Origin of the sequence: Insolitispirillum peregrinum (genome assembly GCF_900156605.1) — a bacterium.
Classification (GTDB): domain Bacteria; phylum Pseudomonadota; class Alphaproteobacteria; order Rhodospirillales; family Rhodospirillaceae; genus Insolitispirillum; species Insolitispirillum peregrinum.
In genome coordinates, this window is record NZ_FTOA01000002.1 from 1 (window position 1) to 24,437 (window position 24,437).

Annotated in this window: 24 protein-coding genes; 15 read left to right on the top strand and 9 right to left on the bottom strand. The window is 62.3% G+C overall.

From position 1 onward, the window contains the following. Positions 1-533 precede the first annotated feature (533 nt). From BW995_RS04020 to BW995_RS04035, 4 genes are read left to right on the top strand one after another with little or no spacing between them, the layout of a single operon-like run. Positions 534-1,466, top strand: coding sequence for a diguanylate cyclase (locus BW995_RS04020; protein ID WP_076398942.1), 933 nt, complete (start codon positions 534-536; stop codon positions 1,464-1,466). Positions 1,467-1,521: 55 nt separating this feature from the next. Beyond that, on the top strand, positions 1,522-2,142 hold the full coding sequence (locus BW995_RS04025) for a hypothetical protein (RefSeq protein ID WP_076398943.1): 621 nt from the start codon (positions 1,522-1,524) through the stop codon (positions 2,140-2,142). Beyond that, entirely contained in the window at positions 2,142-2,660 is a 519-nt protein-coding gene (gene mobB, locus BW995_RS04030; protein WP_076398944.1) for a molybdopterin-guanine dinucleotide biosynthesis protein B, read from the top strand. Before BW995_RS04025 ends, mobB begins: the two co-directional genes overlap by 1 nt. Positions 2,661-2,665: 5 nt before the next feature. Then, positions 2,666-3,394: a CPBP family intramembrane glutamic endopeptidase gene (locus tag BW995_RS04035; RefSeq protein WP_139332753.1), complete on the top strand. Its 729-nt coding sequence runs from the start codon at positions 2,666-2,668 to the stop codon at positions 3,392-3,394. Positions 3,395-3,434: 40 nt separating this feature from the next. Here the strand turns inward: BW995_RS04035 and BW995_RS04040 are convergent, their stop codons facing one another. Then, positions 3,435-3,860 carry a bacteriohemerythrin gene (locus BW995_RS04040; protein WP_076398946.1) on the bottom strand — a complete coding sequence of 142 codons (426 nt, stop codon included), beginning with the start codon at positions 3,858-3,860 and terminating at the stop codon, positions 3,435-3,437. 168 nt (positions 3,861-4,028) lie between these two features. Next, entirely contained in the window at positions 4,029-5,030 is a 1,002-nt protein-coding gene (locus BW995_RS04045; protein ID WP_076398947.1) for a hypothetical protein, read from the bottom strand. Between the two features lie 229 nt (positions 5,031-5,259). Between BW995_RS04045 and truA the strand changes: the two genes are divergently transcribed. Next, complete coding sequence (gene truA, locus BW995_RS04050) at positions 5,260-6,015, top strand: tRNA pseudouridine(38-40) synthase TruA (RefSeq protein WP_076398948.1); 756 nt, start codon at positions 5,260-5,262, stop codon at positions 6,013-6,015. Positions 6,016-6,078: 63 nt separating this feature from the next. Here truA and BW995_RS04055 read toward each other — a convergent pair whose 3' ends face one another. Beyond that, the gene (locus tag BW995_RS04055; RefSeq protein WP_076398949.1) at positions 6,079-6,948 is read right to left on the bottom strand and encodes a 3-hydroxybutyryl-CoA dehydrogenase; all 870 of its coding nucleotides are present in this window, start codon (positions 6,946-6,948) and stop codon (positions 6,079-6,081) included. A gap of 396 nt (positions 6,949-7,344) precedes the next feature. Next, the gene (locus tag BW995_RS04060; protein WP_076398950.1) at positions 7,345-7,914 is read right to left on the bottom strand and encodes a cob(I)yrinic acid a,c-diamide adenosyltransferase; all 570 of its coding nucleotides are present in this window, start codon (positions 7,912-7,914) and stop codon (positions 7,345-7,347) included. Positions 7,915-8,075: 161 nt separating this feature from the next. Here BW995_RS04060 and lptG point away from each other — a divergent pair, with 161 nt between their 5' ends. From lptG to BW995_RS04075, 3 genes are read left to right on the top strand one after another with little or no spacing between them, the layout of a single operon-like run. After that, a complete protein-coding gene (lptG, locus tag BW995_RS04065) occupies positions 8,076-9,200 on the top strand; it encodes an LPS export ABC transporter permease LptG (protein WP_076398951.1) in 1,125 nt (374 codons plus the stop codon). After that, entirely contained in the window at positions 9,193-10,761 is a 1,569-nt protein-coding gene (locus tag BW995_RS04070; protein WP_076398952.1) for an ArnT family glycosyltransferase, read from the top strand. Before lptG ends, BW995_RS04070 begins: the two co-directional genes overlap by 8 nt. After that, positions 10,754-11,458: a phosphatase PAP2 family protein gene (locus BW995_RS04075; RefSeq protein ID WP_076398953.1), complete on the top strand. Its 705-nt coding sequence runs from the start codon at positions 10,754-10,756 to the stop codon at positions 11,456-11,458. Before BW995_RS04070 ends, BW995_RS04075 begins: the two co-directional genes overlap by 8 nt. Here the strand turns inward: BW995_RS04075 and BW995_RS04080 are convergent. The 3 genes from BW995_RS04080 to BW995_RS04090 all read right to left on the bottom strand — a co-directional run bounded on the left by BW995_RS04080 (position 11,442) and on the right by BW995_RS04090 (position 15,903). Beyond that, positions 11,442-11,870 carry an acyl-CoA thioesterase gene (locus tag BW995_RS04080; protein ID WP_076398954.1) on the bottom strand — a complete coding sequence of 143 codons (429 nt, stop codon included), beginning with the start codon at positions 11,868-11,870 and terminating at the stop codon, positions 11,442-11,444. The two genes, BW995_RS04075 and BW995_RS04080, sit on opposite strands and share 17 nt — an antisense overlap. Positions 11,871-11,879: 9 nt before the next feature. Then, the gene (locus tag BW995_RS21405) at positions 11,880-13,946 is read right to left on the bottom strand and encodes a tetratricopeptide repeat protein (protein ID WP_175616979.1); all 2,067 of its coding nucleotides are present in this window, start codon (positions 13,944-13,946) and stop codon (positions 11,880-11,882) included. A 457-nt stretch (positions 13,947-14,403) separates the two neighbouring features. Further along, positions 14,404-15,903, bottom strand: a complete 1,500-nt coding sequence (locus tag BW995_RS04090; RefSeq protein WP_076398956.1) for a carboxypeptidase M32 — start codon at positions 15,901-15,903, stop codon at positions 14,404-14,406. A 112-nt stretch (positions 15,904-16,015) separates the two neighbouring features. Between BW995_RS04090 and elbB the strand changes: the two genes are divergently transcribed. Then, positions 16,016-16,690: an isoprenoid biosynthesis glyoxalase ElbB gene (gene elbB, locus BW995_RS04095; RefSeq protein ID WP_076398957.1), complete on the top strand. Its 675-nt coding sequence runs from the start codon at positions 16,016-16,018 to the stop codon at positions 16,688-16,690. A 244-nt stretch (positions 16,691-16,934) separates the two neighbouring features. Further along, a complete protein-coding gene (locus BW995_RS04100) occupies positions 16,935-18,872 on the top strand; it encodes a bifunctional diguanylate cyclase/phosphodiesterase (RefSeq protein ID WP_245821276.1) in 1,938 nt (645 codons plus the stop codon). Positions 18,873-18,905: 33 nt separating this feature from the next. Here the strand turns inward: BW995_RS04100 and BW995_RS04105 are convergent, their stop codons facing one another. Next, positions 18,906-19,235 carry a hypothetical protein gene (locus BW995_RS04105; protein WP_076398958.1) on the bottom strand — a complete coding sequence of 110 codons (330 nt, stop codon included), beginning with the start codon at positions 19,233-19,235 and terminating at the stop codon, positions 18,906-18,908. A gap of 174 nt (positions 19,236-19,409) precedes the next feature. On the opposite strand from BW995_RS04105, the gene BW995_RS04110 reads away from it, so the two are divergent. After that, on the top strand, positions 19,410-20,057 hold the full coding sequence (locus tag BW995_RS04110; RefSeq protein WP_076398959.1) for a hypothetical protein: 648 nt from the start codon (positions 19,410-19,412) through the stop codon (positions 20,055-20,057). A 31-nt stretch (positions 20,058-20,088) separates the two neighbouring features. Here BW995_RS04110 and BW995_RS04115 read toward each other — a convergent pair whose 3' ends face one another. After that, the gene (locus BW995_RS04115; RefSeq protein ID WP_245821278.1) at positions 20,089-21,315 is read right to left on the bottom strand and encodes a DNA recombination protein RmuC; all 1,227 of its coding nucleotides are present in this window, start codon (positions 21,313-21,315) and stop codon (positions 20,089-20,091) included. Between the two features lie 151 nt (positions 21,316-21,466). Here BW995_RS04115 and BW995_RS04120 point away from each other — a divergent pair, with 151 nt between their 5' ends. From BW995_RS04120 to BW995_RS04135, 4 genes are all read left to right on the top strand, one after another. After that, a complete protein-coding gene (locus BW995_RS04120; RefSeq protein WP_076398960.1) occupies positions 21,467-22,855 on the top strand; it encodes a DUF4139 domain-containing protein in 1,389 nt (462 codons plus the stop codon). A 56-nt stretch (positions 22,856-22,911) separates the two neighbouring features. Continuing rightward, positions 22,912-23,526 carry a DUF2889 domain-containing protein gene (locus BW995_RS04125; protein ID WP_076398961.1) on the top strand — a complete coding sequence of 205 codons (615 nt, stop codon included), beginning with the start codon at positions 22,912-22,914 and terminating at the stop codon, positions 23,524-23,526. 31 nt (positions 23,527-23,557) lie between these two features. Further along, positions 23,558-23,986, top strand: coding sequence for a hypothetical protein (locus tag BW995_RS04130; RefSeq protein ID WP_139332754.1), 429 nt, complete (start codon positions 23,558-23,560; stop codon positions 23,984-23,986). Between the two features lie 63 nt (positions 23,987-24,049). After that, positions 24,050-24,322: an ArsR/SmtB family transcription factor gene (locus BW995_RS04135; protein ID WP_076398963.1), complete on the top strand. Its 273-nt coding sequence runs from the start codon at positions 24,050-24,052 to the stop codon at positions 24,320-24,322. The last annotated feature ends 115 nt before the right edge of the window (positions 24,323-24,437 follow it).

Consider the following 24,437-nt stretch of genomic DNA (forward strand, 5'->3'; position numbering starts at 1 on the left):
CTTGGCTTAAGGATGTGTGCGACAACTGCTCAACTGATCGAGCAACCGCCCACGCATCCCTTCCGTCTCTTCACGATGTCAAACAGCGAACCATTTCTGGCGGACCCCGAAGGCCCTGAATTTCTTGACCGTTTGCCTCTCTCGAAGCTCCCCGTCAGCGGGAGGTCGGTTTCTACCGCTGCATCAGCAGCATGTCAACCGGTTTTTTTCATCGCTTCGTCACTTTTCAGATCCGCGCTACAGCGCCTCACGTCCTCGTTCCGAAACCGCTCACCGTGTCCGCCAGACCATTCTCACAATCGGCTAACCCGTTGAACTTCCCGGCGTTTTCAGCGTCGTTGCCGTCGCGTCGTCGTCGGTGGAGCAGGTTCTATCCCCCCAGCCGCTAACCGTCAACTCCCTTTTTCAAAAAAGTTCACATTTTTCTGACGACCGTTTGTTGCTCGTTGTTTACTCCCCTGACTCACGCCTGCCACCAAAGGCTGAAAAGCCCTATGATCCTGAGTAGAAAGACAGCCAGGGTGTGATCCTTCATGCAGACCAAGCCCGCGACAATCCTGATCATTGATGATCAGCCGGCAACGCTCCGTTCTCTGGCCCAGACCCTTCAGGGGGCCCATACCATTCTGGTCGCCTCGACCGGACAGGACGCACTGGACATTGCCCGCAGCCGAAGTCCTGACCTCATTCTGCTGGATGTCATGCTGCCGGATATCAGTGGGCTGGATGTCTGCCGTATCCTGAAGGCCGATCCTGAGCTGAACGGGATCCCGGTGATCTTCGTCACCGCCCGCGACGAAGCCGAAGACGAAGCTGCCGGGCTGGATATCGGTGCCATCGACTATATCAGCAAGCCGTTCAACCCGCCGATCGTCCGTGCCCGCGTTCGCAATCATCTGGAACTCAAGCATCAACGCGACCTGCTGGAGCGGATTGCGATGATTGATGGCCTGACCGGCGTGGCCAACCGTCGTTGTTTTGACCGAACCCTGAAGAACGAATGGCGCCGCGCCATGCGCAGTGCTGATCCTTTGGCTCTGGTGCTGGCCGATGTTGATCACTTCAAGGCCTATAACGATACCTATGGTCATCAGGATGGCGATGACTGCCTGCGGGCCATTGCCCGCGCCTTTGAAGAACAGACGCAGCGCAGCAGTGATCTGGTCGCCCGCTATGGCGGCGAAGAATTTGTCTGCCTGCTACCCTCCACCACCATCGACGGGGCCGGACAACTGGCCTCTGCCCTGTGTCAAGCCGTGCGGGATCTGGCCATCCCCCACCAGACCTCGTCTTGCGGAACAACCGTTTCGGTCAGTCTGGGGGTCAGTTGCGTTGTCCCTCACCACGGTTTGACTCCGGATGATGTCCTGCGCCACGCCGACACCTTGTTGTATCGCGCCAAGCATGCCGGGCGGAATCAGCTGGTAATCGAAAACTTTCCAGTCTCCGCTACGCAAGCCTCCTGACCCGTTTCCCTTGGAGCGGTGTTTGCTCCAAAGCCCTCATCGCGCGAGGTGCCCGATGCCGTTTCCGCTGTCCGCCGACCGCCTGGCTGTCTATGCCCCCTTTCAGGCCATCCTTGACGCCCAGCCTGCGCTGGAGCGGCTGGATGGCGATGAACGCCTGTATCTGTCCCTTTTACAGCATCTGCTGGAAAGCAACGTCACCGCCCCCGAAAGCATCGTTGTTGCCCTGCACCAGAATGCCCCCCACCAGGCTCTGGCGGTGGCCCATGCCCTGTGTGGTGCGGCGGGCCATATCGGGCTGATTGACGTCCATCGCATCACCCAAGACATCGTGCGCTCGCTGCGGCGCAACTCCACCGTTGATCTTGATGCCCTGTATGATCTGGAAAACGCCCTGCACGACGCCGAGACCCTGACCCTGGCGCTGGCCAGCATCCTGCCGCCTCCACCACCACCTCCGCCCCTGCCGCCGTTGCCAGACGGGGCAGAGAGTGTGCAGAAGCTGTTGCGGGCCCTTGATGATCGCGATTTTGCCTCGGTCGATCTCTATACCCACTGCCGCCCATTCCTTGCTATCACCTATCCAGAGATTCTGCCCCGGCTTGACCTGGACATGGATTTGCTGAATTTCAAAGACGCCGCCACCCTTCTGGCGGCCCGGATAGGAAAGCCTTGATGAACGTTTTGGGGATTGCGGGTTGGAGTGGCAGCGGAAAAACCACCCTGATTCTGTCATTGCTGGGAGAATTCCGGCGGCGCGGCCTGCGGGTTTCCACAATCAAGCATGCCCATCACAAGGTGGAAATCGACACCCCGGGCAAAGACAGCTATGAGCACCGCCGCGCCGGAGCCCACGAGGTGATGCTGGTGACCGGCAAGCGCTTTGCCCTGATGCACGACTTCCCCGATCCTGACGAAGAGATCCCGCTGCACGATCTGGTCGCCCGTTTGACTCCGGTCGATCTGCTGCTGATCGAAGGCTTTAAAACCTATGCCCACCCCAAGCTGGAGGTCCATCGCCCCAGTGTTGGCAAGCCGTTACTGGCGCCGCAGGACCCGCACATTGTCGGCATCGCCTGCGATGCTCCACCGGAACAGTCCTCTGACCGCCCCCTGCTGGCCCTGAACGATATTTCGGCGGTTGCGGACTTCATTGTTGCCCACGCCCGCCCCCTGCTTCCCCCGACGGTGTAACGACAGTGTCCCACGCGGCTCCCTCCTCTCGCTGGGCCCCATTGATTCTGGCGGCCCTGATCATGGTGGGATGGAGCGTGCGGGTCGTCGGACTGAGCCCGTGGGAAGCATCATGGCCCCCGATCACCCGGGCGGGAGCTGACCTTGCCTTGCGCTGGATCATTCTCGCCGTGCTGCCGCTGGCATGGGCGGCAACGGTGGAGTCTCCGTTTGGCTGGCGGCAGGCCCTTTACCCGACACCCCAGACCCGACCTCATCGGCTGCGGGCCATGGCGGCCTGTTTCGGCTATTGGCTGGTGCTGCTCTGGCGCAGCCCAACCGCCCCCACGGGCGACCTGCTGGACCTTTATCGTCCGTTCGCCCATGACGGGGCGGCCCCGGTCTGGCCGATGGCGGCTCTTCTGGCGCAAATGGCTGCGGTTGCGGTGATCGAGGAAACCCTGTTCCGAGGCTATTTCCTGAACCGCTTCACTGCTTTGTGGGGGTTTTCCCGTGGGGCAATCCTGCAAGCCGCCCTGTTCGCCGCCATCCATCTACCGGGCTGGCTGTGGGGCAACCATCTCTCGGGAATCGTGATCGCCAGCTTTGCCCTGACCACCTTTGCCTACGGCCTGATTGCGGCTGTGGCGGTGCGCTGGGGCGGCATACTGCTGTGGGGCTATGCCCTGCATCTGGGAGCCAACCTGCTGAACAGCGGTGCTCCGGCGCTTTTTCGTCTGATAGTCCCTGACTGACGGACCCTCCTGCGGCTCCGTCAGTCACGGCAGCTGCCCCTTACTCGGCGGGGATTCTGCCTTCGGCCACCAGTTTGGAACACACCGGCTTGTATTCCATATCAACCTTCAGGATATGGGAGCGCAGCCAGTTTTCGAGGAATTCCTTGACCTTCCGTTCGGCTGACGGGCCGGGCATCAGGACATAGCTGTCGCGCAGCTCCATGAAGTGCTCTTCCAAAGCCCGGTGCGACTTCTTGTGCTGCTCCAGATCATTGTACTGAGCAAGCTCCATGATCTTTTCTTCACGGGTGAAGTGATAGTGCACATAATCGCCCAACGCCGCAAAAATTGAGTCGGTCACCATCAGACCTTCGTCATTTTCCATGGCATCGGTGTAGTCATTGATCAGGCGGATCAGGACTTTGTGGTCTTCATCAAGCACCGGCACGCCGACGCTCATGTTGTCATCCCATTGGATGGTCATTGCTGCGTTCCATTCTCCACGGGGCCAACCCCTCTGCATTCCAGGATCAGGTTTACCATAGCTTGCCATATTTTCGAATACGGACTGCTGTTCGGGGCATTCTTTTTTGCACGAAGGTATAGGAAGACTCCCGCAGGGGGAGAACCAGCGAAGCCCTTTCCTTTGCATTTACTGGAATAAATGGTCCGGTGTTGCCTTTTCCAGGCGGCGCATTTCGGCAATCCCCTGCTTCATCTCGGACATGATGAATTCACCCCGCCGCAACGGTCCGCCAACACTGTGCTTGGGAAAATGTTTGGCCCAGGCGTTCATCTTGACCGTCAGGGCGCACAGAATCCCGCCGATGGTGGTGTGATAGCTGGCGATCATCATTTTGACCTGCCGGAAACGCTGGGCCGAAATCGAGCTCCACATTTCCTGCGTCTGACGGTCAAAGTTCTCGAAACGGGCGATAATGGCCTGCGACAGGGCCCGCAACACCCGTTCAATGGAATCGCAGGTCCGCATCAGGGTGTAATCGGTTTTGACCTGCCAGTTTTTCCGCAGGATGTCCATCGAGCTGAGATAGTTATCAAGGTGTGGCTGCAAGCGGTCCAGACACTGGCGATAATAGCTGAGCGACAAAAAGATATCGCCATAGTCTTCGAGAAAAGCCGGAATCTCCATCACGTCGATTTCCAGCTTTTGCGCCATGATCTTCAGCTTCTGACGGGCGGCCTTAGGGTCCGGGTCGCGGAACAGCGCCACGATGTCACTGAAATCCTTGATGTCGATCCCTTCCGAGCCATAGATCTGCTGCAGCAAGGGGCCGGTAAAGGTCTTCATGTAGCCGGACAGCTCGCGGTTTTTGGCGTCACTCAGCCGCAGGACCGTACTGTCGTGAACCGATACACCAGACTCACGCAACAGAATGCGCAGGGAATAAACGTCATAGCTCGGCATCGGTGCCAGGCGACGCAGAATCAGCAGATCGTCAGGAATTTCGTGGTCAATGTCCCACCCCATCGCGCTGGGAAGCTGCGTAACCTCCACCTGTCCTGATCCGCTGTGCAGGTCGGAAAAGAACTCCACCACCCCTTGCAGGCGCTGGTTCTTGATCAGGCGGGCCCGCCCCAACGATGGCGTCTTGAGCGGAATGATCGATAACGGCAGAACAAACAGCGAATCCATGTCGCTGTCTTCGATCTGTTCAAGCTCTTCGCGATCTGCTATCGACCTCAGGTGCCGTTCCACCACCGTCCCTCATACACCGCTATAAGGAAAGACCGGACTGTATCACAGCTTCCGGTAAAAACGATGGCCTTTGCGGGGAACCGGCCATTTGGCAGGGGGGGATTCCAGCGGCGCCATCCCATGCCTTTCCCTTGCAGCGACCGGCAACGCAGGATACACCATCGCCATGGCACGCTATAGACTCACCATCGAATTTGACGGCACCCCCTTTGTCGGCTGGCAACGGCAGGCCAACGGCATGTCGGTGCAAGGCTGTCTGGAACAGGCGGCCCTGCGTTATTGCGGTGAAACCGTCACCTTTCATGCCGCAGGCCGCACCGACGCCGGAGTCCACGGGCTGGGCATGGTCGTCCATGTCGATCTTGCCCGGGGCGACCGCGCCGACAAGGTTCGGGACGCCCTGAACGCCCTGTTGCGCCCCGATCCGGTGGTCGTTCTGGATGCACAGGTGGTCGATGACGACTTTCACGCCCGCTTTTCCTGCATCGAACGCTCCTACGTTTACCGCATCCTGAACCGGCGGGCTCCGGCGGCCCTGCAGGCAGGGAAAGTGTGGTGGTATGCCAAGCCGCTGAATGCCGAAGCGATGGACGAGGCGGCGCGGTGTCTGGTCGGCAAGCATGACTTCAGCAGCTTCCGGGCGTCGGAATGTCAGGCACAAAGCCCGGTGAAAACCCTCGACGAGCTGCGTATCCGCCGACAGGGCGAGATGCTGGAGGTCTACGTCCGTGCCCGCTCGTTCCTGCATCATCAGGTGCGCAACATGGTCGGCACGCTGGTTCTGGTCGGCGAGGGCAAGTGGGACCGCGACCGGCTGGCCGCGGCGCTGGCCGCCTGCAACCGCTCGGCGGCCGGGCAAACGGCTCCGGCGCAGGGGCTGTTCTTTTTGAACGCCCGCTATCCTGAAGACCAACAGGCATAAGGAAACAGGGCCGGTGAGGTATTCCCCATCGGCCCCGTTTCCTTACCAGAACATCCCGATAAATCAGCGGGTCGGCATCGGCTTGTCGCCGCTGTAGTCATAAAAGCCCTTGCCGGTCTTGCGACCCAGCCAGCCGGCCTCGACGTACTTCACCAGCAGCGGGCAGGGGCGATACTTGGTGTCGGCCAGACCGTCGTGCAGGACGTGCATGATCGCCAGACAGGTGTCCAGACCGATGAAGTCCGCCAGTTCCAGCGGGCCCATCGGGTGGTTGGCCCCCAGCTTCATGGCGGTATCAATGGCGCTGACCGAGCCGACACCTTCATACAGGGTGTAGACGGCTTCGTTGATCATCGGCAGCAGGATGCGGTTGACGATGAACGCCGGGAAATCTTCGGCGGCGACGGCGGTCTTGCCCATCCGTTCGGCCAGCTCGCGCACCTGACGGAAGGTGTCTTCTTCGGTGGCAATGCCACGGATCAGCTCGACCAGCTGCATCACCGGCACCGGGTTCATGAAGTGCATGCCCATGAACTTGCCCGGACGATCGGTCGAAGCCCCCAGACGGGTGACCGAGATCGACGAGGTGTTGGTGCACAGGATCGCTTCCGGCTTCAGGTTCTGGCAAACCCTGGCGAAAATCTCGCGCTTGACGGATTCGTTTTCGGTCGCGGCCTCAATCACCAGATCGGCATCGGGGAAGACCATCTCGGTGCTGGTGGCAATGCGCCCCATGGCCGCCCGCATGTCGTCTTCGCTCACCTTGCCCTTCGACACCTGACGGACGAGGTTCTTTTCAATGGTCTTCAGGGCTTTGGCAAGGGCTGCTTCGTTGATGTCGACCAGCGTGATGTCGTATCCGGCCAGCGCCGCCACGTGGGCGATGCCGTTGCCCATCTGGCCCGCACCGACAATGCCAATATTCTGGATCATGAGGGGTTCCCCTGGAATGAAAGAGTGCAACGAGTGACACGGTGACTGCCGGGCACGGAACAGTCCGGCAGGGTCGGATCCCGTCAAGCTTATTGTGCGCTTTAACCATCTGGCCGAATACGGCGGGCGGCGGGTACCGACGGAGCGAAACGTACTCTGTATCTGGTGTTACTGACCTGAGATCAGCGGACATCGGGGGAGCCGACAGCATGGCAGGCTGCCTGCGCTGGATGGCCTTCCATCCCCGGACAGCCGCTGAAATGCTGTCCCCTACTGCACTGCACACTAAAGGGCGCAGGCGGTGAAGTCAATCAGACGCCAATGATCGTTCTGTAACAACGATCTCCCGCCCGGCAGAAATGAACGAGCGTCCTTCCTGCCCCGGCAGGCGTCGCTTCAGCGGTGGGCCCCCGGCGTCCACAGGACATCCCCGCCAGCCTGGGCATTCAGGTCGCGCGCCATCACGAACAAATGATCAGACAGCCGGTTGGCATACATCAGTGCCTGCCCATTGACCGGCTCGCGCTCGGCCAGCTCGGCAATCAGGCGCTCGGCGCGGCGGACCACCGTGCGGGCATGGTGCAAATGTGCGGCCGCAGGCGTCCCGCCCGGCAGGATGAACGACTTCAGCGGGGCCAGAGCGGCATTCATCGCATCAATTTCCTGCTCCAGCCGCTCGACCTGGGTGGCGACAATCCGCAAGGCGTGCTCTTCGTAATGGCCGCCCTCGGGCATGCACAGATCGGCCCCCAGATCGAACAGGTCATTCTGGATGCGGGTCAGCATCGCATCGGCCACCGGCAGGGTCGTCGTGTACAGGCGGGCAATCCCGATCACCGCATTGGCCTCATCCACCGTGCCATAGGATTCGACGCGCAGGTCGTTCTTGGCGACCCGTTTGCCACTGCCCAACGAGGTCTGGCCCTTGTCTCCGCCGCGGGTGTAGATGCGGGTCAGTTGTACCATGGTCGTTTCATCCTTATCTGTGTTCCGGGATACAGTCCCTGAAAGGTATTTCACATTCAAGCGGGCGAGAAGTCCTTGAGCCGGGGGGCTAACCTCATATAACGTCGCCCAACGCCTGCACCACCCCCGAACCACCCCTGCATCAGCCCACAGGATGATCCGTGTTTCGCATTTATCCCACATTGTCGGTCTATATCGGGCGCCATTTCCTGATGGCGCTGCTGGCGACATTGCTGGTGATCATGGGGTTGATCCTGCTGCTGGACTTTGTCGAGCTGATCCGGCGGGCGGCCGATCGTCCGGGGGCAACCCTGTGGATTTTGCTCGGCATGTCGCTGCTGAAACTGCCAAACATGGTCCATACGGTTCTGCCGTTTGCGGTGCTGATTGGCGGCATGGTGGCCATGTGGCGGCTGACCCGGAACCATGAACTGGTGGTGATGCGCTCGGTTGGGGTGTCCGTGTGGCAGATTCTGGGCCCGGCCATGCTGGTGGTCGGTACCATCGGGGCGCTGGATGTCGGGGTGGTCAATCCGATCTCGGCCACGCTCTATAAGAGTTACGAGCGGATGGAAGACAAGTTGATCCTGAACCATCAGGGTTCGTTCGACCTGTCAAAGGAAGGCCTGTGGCTGCGCGAGTCGATCCCGGCCGGCCACGAACTGGCCGGGGGACAGGTGGTGGTCCATGCCGCCAACGTCCGGCAGGAAGAGATGATCCTGAACATGCGGATGCTGTCGTTCATCTATCTCGGCCCCTCGGAACGCTTTGTCCGCCGGATTGATGCCGCCATCGGACGGCTGGAAAACGGCCAGTTCGTCCTGCATGACGCCTGGGTGATGGAAGCAGGCAAGGCCGGACGGCACGAAGACACCCTGACGCTGTCCACCAGCCTGACGCTGGGCCGGGTGCAGGAAAACTTTGCCAGCCCGGAAACCCTCAGCTTTTGGGAACTGCCGCAATTCATCGCCTTTTTCGATGCTGCCGGCTTTTCCACCCAACAACACCGCATGTACTGGCACAGCCTGATCACCACCCCCTTCCAGCTGTGCGCGATGGTGCTGATGGCCGCCGTCTTTTCGGTCAGTCCCAACCAGCGCGGCGGCGGTGGATTCCGCCGGGTGGTCGGGGGTGTCAGCGCCGGTTTCCTGCTGTACTTCTTTACCCGCCTGACCTTCGCCCTCGGCCTCAGCGCCACCCTGCCCCTGTGGCTGGCGGTGTGGAGTCCGACCCTGATCACGGTGCTGCTGGGCACCGCAACCTTGTTGCATATGGAAGATGGCTGAACAGTCTCCCCCTCCCCTGACCCTTTCGGCTGCCTGGCGCCTTGCGGTGCTGGCCTGTGTCGTCATCACCGTCTGGCGGCTGATGGAGCTGTTCGGCGCGCCGATCAACCTGTCGTTCGACGAAGCCCAGTACTGGGGGTGGGCACAGCAACCCGACTGGGGCTATTTCTCCAAGCCGCCGATGGTCGCCTGGATGATCTGGCTGACCACCGCGCTGGGTGGCAGCGATGCCGAGCCATGGGTCCGGCTCAGTGCCCCACTGTCCCATGTAATCACCGCCCTCAGCCTGTTCATGGTCGGTCGGCAGGTCGCCCCGCGCACACTGGCGCCGCAGGTGGCCCTGTGGTCGGCGATCATCTGGATCACCATGCCCGGCGTGGCGGTGTCGGCGATGATCGTTTCAACAGACGCCTATCTGCTGATGTTCTGGGCGCTGGCGCTGGCCGCCTATGGGCAAGCCGTCGGGTCGAACCGCCCCGGCTGGTGGGCGGTGCTCGGGCTGTGGGTCGGTCTGGGCTTGATGTCCAAATACGCCATGCTGTTCTTTTTGATCGGTGGCGCCATTCATCACCTGTGGGATGCCGACCTGCGCCAGAAGATGCGCCATCTGCGCGCCTGGAGCGGTCCGGCAATCATGGCGGTGCTGGCCGGAGCGATCTATTTCCCCAACTGGCTGTGGAATCGCGCCCACGGCTTTGCCAGCTATCACCACACCAGCGAAAACGCCAATCTCGATCAGGGGCCGCAATACAGCCTTGGTCATCTGGCCGAATTCATCGGCAGCCAGTTCGGTGTGTTCGGGCCGTTCCTGTTTGCCACCCTGCTGGTTCTGGTGCTGTGGCGCTTGCGCTCTGCCCTGCGTCTGCAACCGGCTCTGGCGGTCGATGACGCCCGCCGGGTGGCATCGGGGCGGAAACTGCTGCTGGCGCTGACCCTGCCGCCGCTGGCCCTGATCACCGTGCAGGCGTTCCTGTCGCGGGCCAACGCCAACTGGGCGGCCACCGCCTATGTCGCCGCCACGCCGCTGGTGGTGTGCTGGCTGCTCCAGAGCGGCAAGCCATGGCAGCACCTGCTGAAAGCCTCGGTGATCCTGCACGTTGTGGCCAGCGTCGTCCTCTATGATCTGGAAAGCATTGCCCGCACGGTCGGCGTCACCAACCCCGCCCGCTATGACCTGCAAAAGCGGGTGCGTGGCTGGGATGATGCCGGGGAATGGCTGCGCGAGGTCAAAGCCGCCAACCCCGACGCCACCTTGCTGTATCTGGACCGCAAGGTTCTGGCGTCGATGCTGTACTATGCCCGGCCACAGGGCTGGGATGCGGTGATTTTCAATCCCGACGGCCATGTGATGAACCATTACGAGCTGACCACCACCATGAACGGACGGGAAGGCAAGGACTTCCTGCTGGTGGTGCGCGACCCGCCGCCGCCGGTTTTCAGCACGTTCTTTGAATCCGTCGAGCCGTTGGCGGTGTTCCGCAAACCGATTCACCCAACCTATACCCTGACACTGCACGTTTACCGGGCCAAAGGGTTCAAGGGATACCAGCACCATGATTGATAGCCTGCTCGCCGCCTGGGGCGCGTCGCTCCGTCGTCACTGGATGGCGTGGCTGCTGGGATCGATGCTGATATTCGTCACCTTCCCCGGCATCGATCTGACCGTTTCCAGCTGGTACTGGGACAGTGCCGCCGGCTGGCGCTGGGGCAGCCATCCGCTGGCCGAATTCGTCCGCAAAGGTCTGCCCGCGATCGTCATTGGCGCGGCCCTGTTCGTGCAGGTGCTGTATCTGGCTGGAAAGCTGCTGAAGCAGACGTTTTGGGGCATTGACGGGCGGATTGCCTTTTACATCCTGTCCAGTCTGGTGATCGGGCCGGGTATCCTGACCAACGAGCTGTTCAAGGCCCATTGGCACCGCGCCCGCCCCAGCCAGATCAGCCAGTTTGGCGGCGAAGCCCATTTCACCCCACCATTCATGATCACCGATCAATGCGCCAGCAACTGCTCCTTTGTCTCGGGGCATGCCGCGATGGGGTTCTGGGTGATCGCCTTCGCCTTTCTGGTTCCGCCGCCGTGGCGCGGCAAAGCCATTGCCGTCGCCCTGCTGTTCGGCGCGACGGTCGGCTGGGTCCGCATCCTGCAGGGCGGCCATTTCCTGTCAGACGTGGTCTATGCCGGTCTGCTGGTGGTCGCTGTCACCTGGGGGCTGTGGCGGGCGCTGTGCCATCGCCCGACGGCCCCTACGGACGCGCCATAAAGCCTTGCGCCGCTGCCCGGATGTCGTCGGGCAGCGGTAATGCCTTGCCCGCCTGCACATCGGTCCATACCACCACGCTCGAGGTGGTGCCAATGCAGCGATCCCCCAGAAAGATCCCCTGCACCAACGTCACCGAGCTGGTTCCCAGCCGGGTAATCGCGGTGCCGATATCGACGGTGGCCGGATAATGGCCTTGCTGGCGGAAATCAACCTCCAGCCGGACGATGGTCCAGCCGATCCCGCTGCCATCGGTCGAGCCGGGGCACAGGTCTTCGGCAAATTTCACCCGCCCGGTTTCGGAATAGACGCAAAAGGCGATGTTGTTGACATGCCCCAGCCGATCCAGATCCTGAAAGCGGACATGATCCTGTGCCCAATGGGGATAAATGCTGCGGTCGGTCGGGTCGGTCATATCCAGAGCCTAACGGTAAAAGCGATGAATTTCACAGGCACCCTTCTGGGCGGTCACCGCATTGCACAGTGACACCAGCGCGGCATTGTCTGTGGTCTGCGCATACAGCATGTAGGAATAGCCCTGATCCGGCGTAAAGCCCTTGATCACGATCGCCTGAGCCTGTGCCAGCGCCGGGACTTTCCCCTGTAAAGCCATCCAGGCCCGTTCCGCCTCGGCTTTTGAGCGGAACTGGCCGAGGTGGGCCATAAAGCCATCCACCGCCTGCGGGGCAACCTCAATCGCCTTGACGGTCGGAGCCTTGCCCGATGGAGTCGGGGCTTTCTGAGCGGCGAGTTTCTCAGCCGCAGCCTTCTCCGCAGCGACTTTCTCGGCGGCAGCCTTCTCAACCGCAGCCTTCTCCGCAGCGATCTTCTCGGCGGCAGCCTTTTCAGCCGCTGCCTTCTCCGCAGCGATCTTCTCGGCGGCAGCCTTTTCAGCCGCTGCCTTCTCCGCAGCGATCTTCTCGGCGGCAGCCTTTTCAGCCGCGGCCTTCTCCGCAGCGATCTTCTCGGCGGCAGCCTTTTCAGCCGCTGCCTTCTCCGCAGCGATCTTCTCGGCAGCAGCCTTTTCAGCCGCTGCCTTCTCCGCAGCGATCTTCTCGGCGGCAGCCTTTTCAGCAGCAGCCTTCTCCGCAGCGATCTTCTCGGCGGCAGCTTTCTCAGCCGCAGCCTTCTCCGCAGCGACCTTCCCGGCGGCAGCTTTCTCAGCCGCAGCCTTCTCCGCAGCGACCTTCTCGGCGGCAGCTTTCTCAGCAGCAGCCTTCTCCGCAGCGACCTTCTCGGCAGCAGCTTTCTCAGCCGCAGCCTTCTCCGCAGCGACCTTCTCGGCAGCAGCTTTCTCAGCCGCAGCCTTCTCCGCAGCGACCTTCTCGGCGGCAGCCTTTTCAGCCGCAACCTTCTCCGCAGCGGCTTTCTCGGCAGCAGCTTTCTCAGCCGCAGCCTTCTCCGCAGCGACCTTCTCGGCAGCAGCTTTCTCAGCCGCAGCCTTCTCCGCAGCGACTTTCTCGGCAGCAGCTTTCTCAGCCGCAACCTTCTCCGCAGCGACTTTCTCGGCGGCAGCCTTTTCAGCCGCAGCCTTCTCCGCAGCGACTTTCTCGGCGGCAGCCTTTTCAGCCGCAGCCTTCTCCGCAGCGACCTTCTCGGCAGCAACTTTCTCAGCCGCAGCCTTCTCCGCAGCGACCTTCTCAGCAGCAGCCTTCTCCGCAGCGACTTTCTCGGCAGCAGCTTTCTCAGCAGCAGCCTTCTCCGCAGCGACTTTCTCGGCGGCAATCTTTTCAGCCGCAGCCTTCTCCGCAGCGACCTTCTCGGCAGCAGCTTTCTCAGCCGCAGCCTTCTCCGCAGCGACCTTCTCGGCGGCAGCTTTCTCAGCAGCAGCCTTGTCCGCCGCAGCTTTTTCGGCCGTCGCCTTTACAAAGGCCTGACGTTTTTCTGCCGCCGCCGCTTCCGCTGCGGCTTTCTGGGCCGCTATCTTCTCGGCCAGCGCCTTGCGGGCCTCTTCACTTTTTTGCTCGGACGTCTTTTCCACCGGCGCCGGACTTTCGGCTTTTGCCGGACTGGTCGCCACCGGCTCATCGACGGCGGACGGGTTCACCACCACCGAGGCCGTAGCCCCCGCCTCCAGACTGTCGGATTGCGCTTCGCGCATCCGCTTCAGTTCGGCGCGCGCGCCCTCGTGCCCGGCCTCGGCGGCGTTTTCCAGCAAGCGCAGCGCCCGTTCCGGGTCACGCGGCACGCCCTGACCCTTTTCCAGCAACCGCGCCAGTTCCACCATCGCCGGCAGGCTGCCCAGCGAAGCCGCTTTCTGGAACCATTCAGCAGCCTTGGGATAGTCGGCAGGAATGCCGGAGTCGCCCATGTACATCACGGCCAGATTGTACTGCGCCCGGTCAAAGCCCAGATTGGCCGCCCGTTCGTACCACTCGCGGGCCTTTTCCGGGTCGCGCGGCACGCCCCGCCCCCAGCGGTACAGATGCGCCAGATTGCGCATTGCCGCGATCTGGCCCGGTTCGGGGGCACCTTTACCGCTTTCCGCCATTTTTTGCCCGGCTTCGGCGGCTTTTTGCCATTCCCGCGCCGCCAGGGCGTAATCACCGTTCTGCCAGGCCTTCAGGCCAGCATCAAAGGAGCCATCCGCACTTTCAGCCGGAGCCGCTCCGGCCCAAACAGAGGAGGCGGGAAGCCCGATCAGCGCGCCAGACAGCAACAAGACACCGGAGAAGGCCCCGGCCGTCATCATCACTTTGACCCTGCTGGCCTTCAAGGAGCGGCCTGACATGCGCGGTATCCTCCCCAACTGCTGGAGCCGGGCACGACACAGCCCGCCCATTGGCCTGTTAGACAGCCAATCCCCTCGGCCCACCTCACCGTGTGCCGATCATATACAGTTCCCTGTCCGGCAGTATTCTGCCATCCCACCTATAATTCGTTAACAAACTCAGCCCATGAGACGATTTGTCTCAGATGTTACTTTGTCAGGGGCGCGTAAGCCCCCCTTACACCGCATAGCGCCGCTGGAGGTGAGCCTTGAACGCCTCGGTTGACAACGGCTTGCCGGTGGCGGCAATCAACAGGTCACGGGTTGACAGCGACGACGCCCGCGCGTGGATATTCGGACGCAACCATGCCAGCAACGGCGCAAAGTCGCCCCGCTCCAGACCGGCGGGAATCTGCGGATCGGCAGCCACGGCAGCGGCAAACAGCTGGGCAGCGGTCAGCGCCCCCAGCGTATAGGTGGGGAAATAGCCCCACGCGCCATCATACCAGTGGATGTCCTGCAAACAGCCCACGCGATCTTCCGGCACCGGCACCCCGACCAGCGACTGGAACAGCGCGTTCCACGCATCCGGCAGATCGGCGGCTTCCATCCGGCCTTCGATCAGGGCCTTTTCCAGCCGATAGCGCAAAATGACGTGCAACGGATAGGTGACTTCATCGGCATCGACGCGGATAAACCCCCGCTCGACCCGAATCGCCCGCTTGTACAGGGCGTCGGTTTCCCATGCCGGGCCACTGCCACCAAACGCCTCCCGCAACAGCGGAGCGGTATAGGTGACAAATTCCCGCGACCGGCAAGCCTGCATTTCCATCAGCAACGACTGGCTTTCATGGATGCTCATCCCGCGTGCCCGGCCGACCGGCTGCCCGGCCCACTCGGTCGGCAGTCCGCGTTCATACAGGCCATGGCCGGTTTCATGCAGCACGCCCATCATCGAGCCGCTGTAGTCGTCGTCGCGGTAGCGGGTGGTGATGCGCACATCCTGCGGCGTGCCACCGCAAAACGGATGGGTCGAGACATCAAGACGGCCATGGTCAAAATCAAACCCCAGCGTCTGCATCAGGCGGCGGCACAGGGCCTCTTGCGTCGCCACCGGGAACGGTCCCTGCGGTGCCGGAGGCTCGGCCCCTTGCGCCGCGAGAACCTGCGGCAGGAACGACGGCAGAAAGGCTTCCAGCTCGCTGAACAGCACGTCAATGTCTGCCGAGCGGCCATCGGGTTCGTATTCGTCCAGCAGGGCATCATAGGCCGACACGCCCAGCGCCTGCGCCTTGGCCTGCGCCACCTCGCGCACCAGCCCCAGCAGGTGGGTCAGCGTTGGCTGCACCAGCGCAAAGTTCGACTCCGCCCGCGCCGTCCGCCAGACATGCTCGCACTCCGAGGCCGCCAGCGACACCGCCTCGACCAGCTCGCCGGACAGGGCAGTAGAGTGAATGTAGGACCGCTTCATTTCGCGCAGGTTGGCCGCCTGCCACGCGGTCAGCCCTGCCGCCCCTTCCGCTGCCTCATCCAGCCAGTCCCCGACATGGCCATCAACCAGCAAATCATGGTGCAGGGTGGCCAGCGCCGCCGACGTTTCGGCGCGCGACGCAGCCCCACCGGCAGGCATCATCACCGACCGGTCCCACGACAGCATCCCCATCGCGTCTTCCAGGGCGCTCAGGCGGCGGAAACGATCACTCAGGGCCTGATAGGCACGGGCAGCGGGAGTGGACATGGTGAACCTCTCTGATGCAGAACAAGCCGGACAAGACTCCCTACCCCCTTTGCGCCAGCATGAAAAGAGCGCACTTTGGGGGACCACTCAGAAACCTTACGGAGGACTCCTGATGTCTGCTTCGCAAGCCGCCCCCAAAGTGGCGGTCGTCCTGTCTGGCTGTGGCGTGTATGACGGGGCGGAAATCCATGAAGCCGTCCTGACCCTGCTGGCCCTGTCGCGACAGGGGGCAACGGTGCAGTGCTTTGCCCCGGATGTGGCCCAGCATCACGTCATCAACCATCTGACCGGTCAGCCGGACGATGGGGCCAGCCGTAACGTGCTGGTCGAGTCTGCGCGCATTGCCCGTGGCAGGATTGCCCCGCTCGGCGACTATCAGGCCGCCGACTTTGATGCCATCGTTTTCCCCGGCGGCTTTGGGGCGGCCAAGAACCTGTGCTCGTTTGCCTTTGACGGCCCGGACTGCACCGTCAATCCCGACATTGAACAGGCCATCCGCACCACCCATGCCGCTGGCAAGCCGATCGGCGCCCTGTGCATTGCTCCGGCCCTGATCACCCGTGTCCTGAAATCGGTCACTGTCACCATCGGCAGCGACAGTGGCACCGCCGAGGCCATTGCCGCCATGGGGGGCACCCATAGCGCCACCACCCACGGGGAAGTGGTGATTGATGCCGCCAACAAGATCGCAACCACCCCCTGCTACATGCTCGATGCCACCATCAGCCAGATTGCCGATGGTGCCGAGGCGGTGGTGAAGGCGGTCTTGTCATTGGCACGCCAATAGAATTCCCCTTTTTGGTCAAGAGCCAACGGCCAAAGCGCACCATCGGGCGATGTGAATTTTTTATGTCGCCCGGTGGGCGTGCTTGACCTTCCCCTCCCGTTCTTTTTAATCGACCCCGGTCGCTCGCACATCGGCTGAAAAGCGCCCGCCGCTTTTTCCCGCGACAGTGCGACAATATACGGGGCGCAATCCGTCCCTCTCCGGCTGTGCCGGGGTTCTTTACGACCAAGCAAAGGGGCCCGCGATGCCTGCGAGCAGGGACTATTCAACCAAAGCCGTTCTTCTCAAGGAACTTGCTGCCCGCGAACAGGATGCCTGCCTCGACCTGCCGGACAACGACCATCGCCCGCAGGTGTATCAGCCGGTTTTTGCCCGCCACCGTTCGGTGGTGCCGTTGCCGCCGCGCTGGCTGGCAATCATGGACCAGCTAGAGATCGCCTTTCAGCCGATTGCCAGCATCCATTCGGCCCGCTGCATCGGCCTTGAGGCGCTGATGCGCGGTTATGACCGGCTGGGGTATGGCTCGATTCAGGCCGTCCTCGAAGACGCCTACAAAAGCGGCTGTCTGGTCGAAGTCGAAGCCGCCCTGCACGAAAAGGCCATGATCGCCTTTCAGCAGCATGCCGATTATCAGGACCTGCGCCTGTTCCTGAACATTGATGGCCGCAGCCTGCATGATGCCGCCTATCTGGCCGAATTGCTGTCGGCCATCCGCAGCCGGCAGGACCTGCAACCAACCGCGCTGGTGCTGGAGATTTCCGAACACCTGCCGGGCACCCTGTCCGAGCGGATGACCCAGGGGCTCGACATCCTGCGGCAGGCGGTCGGAAGACTGGCGATTGATGATTTCGGTACTGGCTCGGCCGGTTTCCCGTTGCTGTATTTCGCCCAGCCCGATTACATCAAGATCGACCGTTTTTTCATCGCCGACCTGCGCCGGGACACTCGCAAGAAAGTCTTTCTCCGCCACATGGTCAACCTCGCCCATCTGCTGGGGGTGCAGGTGATCGCCGAAGGCGTCGAGAACGAACGGGAATACCTGTTGTGCAAGGATATCGGCTGTGACCTGATTCAGGGCTACCTGCTGGCGGCTCCGCAGCTTCAGCCCCCCAGCACCGCCTGCTCCTGCGGGGTGATTGACCGGCTGAACGCACAAGACCGCCGGGGAGGCCGCTCCGATCAAAAGCTGATCCAGCAGGAAGTCGATTACATCATCCCGATTGATGTGAACAGCGATCTGGGCGCGGTGTTTGAACGGGTCCGTCACGAACAGGCGGTCAGCTTTTTCCCGGTGATCAATGACCGGCAGGAGCCGCTCGGCCTGCTGCGCGAAAGCGACCTGAAATCCTATGCCTATTCGCCTTTTGGCCGGGAATTGCTGACCAACAAGGGCTATGGCCGTCAGCTCAGCAGCTTTCTGGTCCGCTGCCCGGTGGCCGACATCAACACCCCGGCGGAAAAAATCCTCGAAATTTTCTCTGCTGACGAAGACTCCGAGGGCCTGCTGATCGTGCAGGATGGCCAGTATCAGGGCTTTCTGTCCGCCCGTTCGTTGCTGCGCATTCTCAACGAGAAAAATCTGGCGATGGCGCGCGATCAGAACCCGCTGACCAAACTGCCCGGCAATGCGATGATCAACGAGTTTCTCGGCGGCGCGATGGCCGACCGCTCGGCGTCCTATGTCATCGCCTATATCGACTTCGACAACTTCAAGCCGTTCAACGACACCTACGGCTTCCGGCAGGGTGATCGGGCCATCACCCTGTTTGCCGACATCCTGAACAAGGATTTGCCGCGCGATAGCTGTTTTATCGGCCATGTCGGCGGCGACGATTATTTTGCCGCCTTCCGCGATGTCGAATTTGACGACGCGCAGGCCCTGATCCGCCATGTCATCGAGCGGTTCCGGCAGGAGGTCGAAAGCTTTTATGACGCCGAGTCCCGTGCCCGCGGCTACATCGTCGCCAAGGACCGCGACGGCAACCAGCGCCACATGCCGCTGCTGGCCGCCAGCGCCGCACTGGTCCATATCCCGCGCGGCCATGCCCCGGGGAGCATCGACGACATTTCAGAAGTCATCGCGGTGATGAAAAAGGAAGCCAAAATCTCGCCCAACAAGCTGGCCTCGGTGTCAATCATCTCGCCGGGGCAGACCGGCAGACCCACCCTGCTGAGCGCCTGAAGCCCACACAGGCCCCCCCCCTACACTGGCCCCCTACACTGGCCGATGTAGCTTCCACGCCAGCACCACCTGCGTGATCCCCACCAGCGGACCCACCGGGATCAGGGCGAAAATCAGGATCGCATAGATCATCGGAAACAGCATGCCCCGACGGTATTTCACCTGTCCGGCGGCAATCAGCGGCATGGCCACCGTCACCACCAGACTGATCACCCCCACCACCACGGCAATCACCATCGCCTGTTCCGCAGAGGTCTCGGGGGTCGCCTGCATCGCCGTGTAAAAGGCCATGCCCAGCCAGACACTGCCTGCCAGACCACAGACCGCACAGAGATAATAGGACCAGAGCAGGACTTTCTGCATTGGTGGGGCTTTCCGATGTCACATCAAGGGGGCAATCAAAAGAGCTGGTCATTTCCCCAGCGCAGGATTTGCGGCATAGTAGCGGCACTCTTGGCAGAATGGCAATCTACCGCGCCTCTGCCTGCGGACTTTTTCCCCGGAGTCGTCCTCCGGGTTCTTCCAAGGAGCCTTCCCGTGCGCGCACCCCTCACCTCCCCTGCCAGAAACCGGATTCGCCGTGGCCTGCAAACCATCGGGCTGGCGTTGGGACTGCTGAGCGGTGTCTCCGCCGCCGAAGCCCAGCAGCAGCCCACCGGCGTCGCCCCGCCGCAGGGCGAGCAGTTTTTCCTGCGCATTCCCGATGGCTGGAAAGAAGTGGTCCGCACCCGCCAGCAAGGTGCCGACATCGTTGCCTATGTCCCGCAGGAACAGAATGCCACCCAGTGGACGGACATGCTGTCGATTCAGGTGTTCCAGGGCATGACCGCCCTGCCCGCCCAGAGCTTTTACGAACGCTACAGCACCAGCTACCGGAAAAGCTGCGAAACGGTCCGCATCGGCCAGATGCAGACCGGTGTTTCCAACGGCTATCCCTCGGCATTCTGGATCATGGCCTGTGGCAATCAGGCACAGGCAGGCACCGGCGAAACCTCGTTCTTCCGGCTGGTGCAGGGCAACAAGGCCCTGTACGTCGCCCAGCGCACCTGGCGAACCGCCCGCTTCGATGCTCAAAAGACCTCGCCGATCACCGGCCCAGCGTCGGACGTGGCGATTGAAACCCTCAAGCACTTTGGCCTGTGCGACCCCAGCATGGCCGATCGTCCCTGTCCAAAGGGACAATAACGCCGGACCTGCCAGCGGTCAGCGCACCCGATCACACCGGGTTGGCTGGTAACTCACCGGGGTGCTCCTCTGGCTGGTCCACCTCACCGACCTGAACCTGCTCGATGCTGTCGGCCCGCCGCAGCACCTTGTCGGTGCTCATCTGGATTTGGCGGACGTCTTCCTGCACCTGTGAAAAATGGCTGGCCAGCTTGCCGACCCGGCCATCCAGCCGCCGCACGTCTTCCAGCAGGCGCAGGACTTCCTGCTGGATGACTGTTGCCTGCTGCTGCATGCGGGCGTCCTTCAGGATGGCCCGGACGGTGTTCAGGGTCGCCATCAGGGTGGTCGGGCTGACGATCCACACCTTCGCCCGGTGGCTTTTGGCCACCACATCGGGGAAATGGGCGTGCAACTCGGCATAGACCGCTTCGGACGGCAGGAACATCAGCGCCGAGTCCGCCGTTTCGCCGGGAACGATATAGCGGTCGGCAATATCCTTGACGTGCTTCAGCACATCGCTGGCCAATCCCTTGGCGGCACTCTGGCGGCTGGCGTCGTCGGTGGCATCGCGCAGGGCGTAATAGCTTTCCAGCGGAAATTTGGAATCAACCGCGATCACCCCCGGCGGATTGGGCAACACCAGCAGACAGTCGGCCCGCCGCCCGTTCGACAGCACCGCCTGAAAGCTGTAGGCCGATGGTGGCAGGATGTCCTGCACCAGATCCTGCAACTGCACCTCGCCAAAGGCCCCACGCGCCTGCTTGTTGGACAGGATGTCCTGCAGGCTGACGATCTGGCTCGACAGGTCGGTGATGGTGCGCTGGGCGGCGTCGATCACCGCCAGCCGTTCGCGCAGGTCATGCATCTGGGCGGCGGCCTTTTCGCTGCTGACCAGCAAGCCTTCGCCAACACGCTGAATGACGTCGGCCAGGCGTTCTTCCAGCACGCGGGTCACATGGCGTTCCTGCGCCTGCAACTGCTCGGCAAGCTGGGCCTGATGGGCGGCCTGCACCTCGGCCATGTGCGCCAGACGCCCGGCCAGCTCGGCCTGCGACTGGCTCAGGCGATAGGCCAGCGAGGTCTGGTCTCCGCCCCCCTCAAAAGCAGGTTCGCCACGGGACGGACCCCGCCCAAAGCCCGGCCCGAACCCCGGTTCAACCATCTCGCCATCCGAACGGCGTGGCTGGTTGCTGCGCAGGAACAGGAACACCGCGCCGCCGGCAAGGCCCAGACCACCAACCAGAATAAAAACACCAAAAAGACTATCGATCGCCATAGTCCTGCCGTCATACCATGCTGAATTGAATGCGGATGAACACACCCCCGGTTTTCAGTGCAAACAGAAGGGTGTCGACCGCTGCTATAGCATGCTTTGCGTTCGACCGACCACTCCCCCTTCTCCTTCCCTCTGACTCATGAGGACTCCGATGAAAGCGCGCCCGTCTCTTGCCGTTACCCTGCTGGCCTCGGCGGCCTCGATCCTGCCGGTGCTGGCCCATGCCGAAACGGCCAGCTCGCCCGATGTGGCACTGACCGTTTACCAGAATGGCCTGACCCTGGTCGAAGACCACCGCCGGATGAGCCTTGCCGGTGGAAGCGGGACACTGGCCTTTGATGGCGTGGCACAGGACCTGCTTCCAACCTCGGTGCAGGTCAGCGTTCCCAAGGGTGCGGTGGTGCGCGAACAAAGCTATCAGCCGCCGCTGGACCTGCAGCAGTTGCTGCGCGCCAATGTCGGGCAGACCATCACCGTGGTTCAGACCTCCCCCACCGGAGCCCCGCAACGTCAGACCATGCGCCTGCTGCGCGCCCAGCCGGATGTGTTGCTGGACAACAATGGTACAGTGATCAGTGGCCTGCCCGGCCAGCCGGAATTTTCCGGCATTCCCGCCGGTCTGGCCGTCACCCCCCGCCTGAGCGCGGTGGTGCAGGGCATGCCCGATGGCGAGCAGGATGTGGTGCTGCGCTATCTCAGTGGCGGGCTGAGCTGGCATGCCGACCATGTGCTGACCCTCGCCCCCGGCGGCAAGTCGGTGGCCCTGACCACCTGGGCCACCCTGACCAACGGCAGCGGCGCGGCATGGTCGCAAGCCAAAGTGGCGTTGATTGCCGGGCAGGTCAATCGGGCCGAGCCGGTCCCGATGCCCGCCCCGATGATGATGAAGGCCGAACGGGTCGGGGCAGCGGCTCCGGCACCGCAGGACAGCACCCCGCAGCGGGAAAGCCTGGGCGGCTATCACCTGTACACCCTGCCGGGCAAGGTGACGCTGGCCGACGGTGAAACCCGCCAGTTCGCCCTGCTGCAAACCACCTCGCTGCCCGCCGAAGTCCTCTATGAAATCCGTGGCTCCAGCTATGGTTCACGCTCCGGGGAAGAAAGCCACCCGGCGCAAATCCTGTCGTTCCGCAACGAAGGCCTGTCGGCCCCCCTGCCTGCCGGGACGGCGCGGGTCTATGGTGCCGACAGCAGCGGGGCGGCCCGCTTCCTTGGCGAAGACAGTATCGCCTCGACCTCGGACAAGGGAGCGGTGCGGCTGGCGCTGGGCGAAGCCTTTGACATCGGTGTCACCCGCAGCCAGACCAGTTTCCGCAAGGTCTCCGACAACACCTATGAAGCGGCCTACAAGATCGTCCTGCGCAATGCGCAAAACACTCCGGTCACGGTCAAGGTGATCGACTCGCTGCCGGGGGATTGGTCGATCACGGCTGAAAGTGCTGCCCATCAGAGCCCGGATGCCAGCCGCGCCGAGTGGTCGATTGCCCTGCCCGCCGCTGGGTCAACCACCCTGACCTACAGTGTGCGCGTGACATCGTAAACGCCCTTGTCTTAGCCTTGCAGGCAGAAGCTCTCTTTTTGTCTGCAAGGCTGACCATGACCGAGACCCTTTCTCCCGTTGACTCCGGCGCGCCGCGTCGCCTGCTGCATCGTCGCTCGATCGAGTGTTATGGCTATCAGCGCGACGACGGGCTGTGGGATATCGAAGCCCGGATGGTCGATACCAAGACCTATGGCTTTGCCAACCATGACCGCGGCCGGATCGAGCCCGGCGAGCCGTTGCATGGCATGTGGCTGCGGGTCACCTGTGACGACGATCTGACCATCGTCGATGCACAGGCGGTGACCGAACACGGCCCGTTTCGCCAGTGCCCGGACATTGCCCCGGCCTATGACCGCCTGAAGGGCCTGCAGATTGGCAAGGGTTTTGACCGTGCCATCCGCTCGCTGTTTGACGGCGCGGCGGGCTGCACCCACCTGCGCGAGCTGTTGCGCCCCATCGCCACCACCGCTTTCCAGACCATTTTCCCCGCCCGCGAGAAAAAGCGCCGCGAGCAGGCCGCCGACCACAAGCCGGGGATTCTCGACAGTTGCTATGCCCTGCGCAGCGATGGCGAGGTGGTGCAGCGGGAATGGCCTGCCTTTTACACCGGTGCAGAAACGCCCCCCGCAAACGCGCTGGACAAAGCGGTGGAAACACCGGACAGTTGAACCAGATCATCCCTGACCTGAGAGCATGATCATGAACCGTCCCGCACCCGCCCATTATCCTCCCGAACAGGATCTGCCCACCCTGCTGCCGTTGGGGGGCGTGGCGGTGCGCGTCGGTGCCTTGGGCAGTGAATGGAAAACCGCTCTGGCCAAGGCCGTCGGCCCCAAGGGGCAGGTGCTGGTCCTCAGCGGCGGCGAAACGCCTGCCGATTGCCTCGACCTGCTGGTTGAACGAAGCGATATCCAGGCGATCCATCTGGTGGTGGTCGGGCCGCTGCTCAGCTCGTTGCGGGTGTTGCGTCTGGCCCGCCGGGCGATGGCCACCTTTGGCCCGGTGATCGCCCTGCTGGGCGGCCCGCAACAACGGGATGCGATCAGTGAAACCATGCTGGCCGAGCTGCATTATGAAATGCGCTCCCTGCCTGACGGCCTGACGGTGTTATTGCCAAAGGACGATTGACGACCTGCCGAAGATGGCGTTTGGTACCGTGCTATCTTCGATTATTCTGGAATGATCGTTTCAATGGATACCCCTGCTGCCACCACCACCCTGTCGGCGCTGGCCCATCAGGCCCGGCTGGATATCTTTCGCACCCTGCTGCGTCATGGGGAACTCCCTGCCGGAGAACTGGCGACCGAACTCGGTATCCCGTCCTCGACCCTGTCCTTTCACCTGAAAGACCTGCGCATCGCCGGTCTGATCGTCAGCCGTCGTCAGGGTCGCCACCTGCTGTACCGGGCCGACCGCGACCGGCTGGCCGAGCTGATGGCGTTCCTGATGGCCTTTCCGGCATAGAGCAGCGTGCGTGAATGTGACCACAGTACACGACAGTTTGAAAACAAGAGCGGGCTGCCGCCCGGACCTGCTCGGGGCCTGAGGCCCCGAACCCCCATTTTTCTTTTATAATCAA

Coding starts and splice junctions, on each gene's coding strand:
- BW995_RS04020 (WP_076398942.1), top strand. CDS start 534: ATGCAGACCAAGCCCGCGACAATCCTGATCATTGATGATCAGCCGGCA.
- BW995_RS04025 (WP_076398943.1), top strand. CDS start 1,522: ATGCCGTTTCCGCTGTCCGCCGACCGCCTGGCTGTCTATGCCCCCTTT.
- mobB (WP_076398944.1), top strand. CDS start 2,142: ATGAACGTTTTGGGGATTGCGGGTTGGAGTGGCAGCGGAAAAACCACC.
- BW995_RS04040 (WP_076398946.1), bottom strand. CDS start 3,860: ATGACCATCCAATGGGATGACAACATGAGCGTCGGCGTGCCGGTGCTT.
- BW995_RS04045 (WP_076398947.1), bottom strand. CDS start 5,030: ATGGATTCGCTGTTTGTTCTGCCGTTATCGATCATTCCGCTCAAGACG.
- truA (WP_076398948.1), top strand. CDS start 5,260: ATGGCACGCTATAGACTCACCATCGAATTTGACGGCACCCCCTTTGTC.
- BW995_RS04055 (WP_076398949.1), bottom strand. CDS start 6,948: ATGATCCAGAATATTGGCATTGTCGGTGCGGGCCAGATGGGCAACGGC.
- BW995_RS04060 (WP_076398950.1), bottom strand. CDS start 7,914: ATGGTACAACTGACCCGCATCTACACCCGCGGCGGAGACAAGGGCCAG.
- BW995_RS04070 (WP_076398952.1), top strand. CDS start 9,193: ATGGCTGAACAGTCTCCCCCTCCCCTGACCCTTTCGGCTGCCTGGCGC.
- BW995_RS04075 (WP_076398953.1), top strand. CDS start 10,754: ATGATTGATAGCCTGCTCGCCGCCTGGGGCGCGTCGCTCCGTCGTCAC.
- BW995_RS04080 (WP_076398954.1), bottom strand. CDS start 11,870: ATGACCGACCCGACCGACCGCAGCATTTATCCCCATTGGGCACAGGAT.
- BW995_RS21405 (WP_175616979.1), bottom strand. CDS start 13,946: ATGGCGGAAAGCGGTAAAGGTGCCCCCGAACCGGGCCAGATCGCGGCA.
- BW995_RS04090 (WP_076398956.1), bottom strand. CDS start 15,903: ATGTCCACTCCCGCTGCCCGTGCCTATCAGGCCCTGAGTGATCGTTTC.
- elbB (WP_076398957.1), top strand. CDS start 16,016: ATGTCTGCTTCGCAAGCCGCCCCCAAAGTGGCGGTCGTCCTGTCTGGC.
- BW995_RS04100 (WP_245821276.1), top strand. CDS start 16,935: ATGCCTGCGAGCAGGGACTATTCAACCAAAGCCGTTCTTCTCAAGGAA.
- BW995_RS04105 (WP_076398958.1), bottom strand. CDS start 19,235: ATGCAGAAAGTCCTGCTCTGGTCCTATTATCTCTGTGCGGTCTGTGGT.
- BW995_RS04115 (WP_245821278.1), bottom strand. CDS start 21,315: ATGGCGATCGATAGTCTTTTTGGTGTTTTTATTCTGGTTGGTGGTCTG.
- BW995_RS04120 (WP_076398960.1), top strand. CDS start 21,467: ATGAAAGCGCGCCCGTCTCTTGCCGTTACCCTGCTGGCCTCGGCGGCC.
- BW995_RS04125 (WP_076398961.1), top strand. CDS start 22,912: ATGACCGAGACCCTTTCTCCCGTTGACTCCGGCGCGCCGCGTCGCCTG.
- BW995_RS04130 (WP_139332754.1), top strand. CDS start 23,558: ATGAACCGTCCCGCACCCGCCCATTATCCTCCCGAACAGGATCTGCCC.
- BW995_RS04135 (WP_076398963.1), top strand. CDS start 24,050: ATGGATACCCCTGCTGCCACCACCACCCTGTCGGCGCTGGCCCATCAG.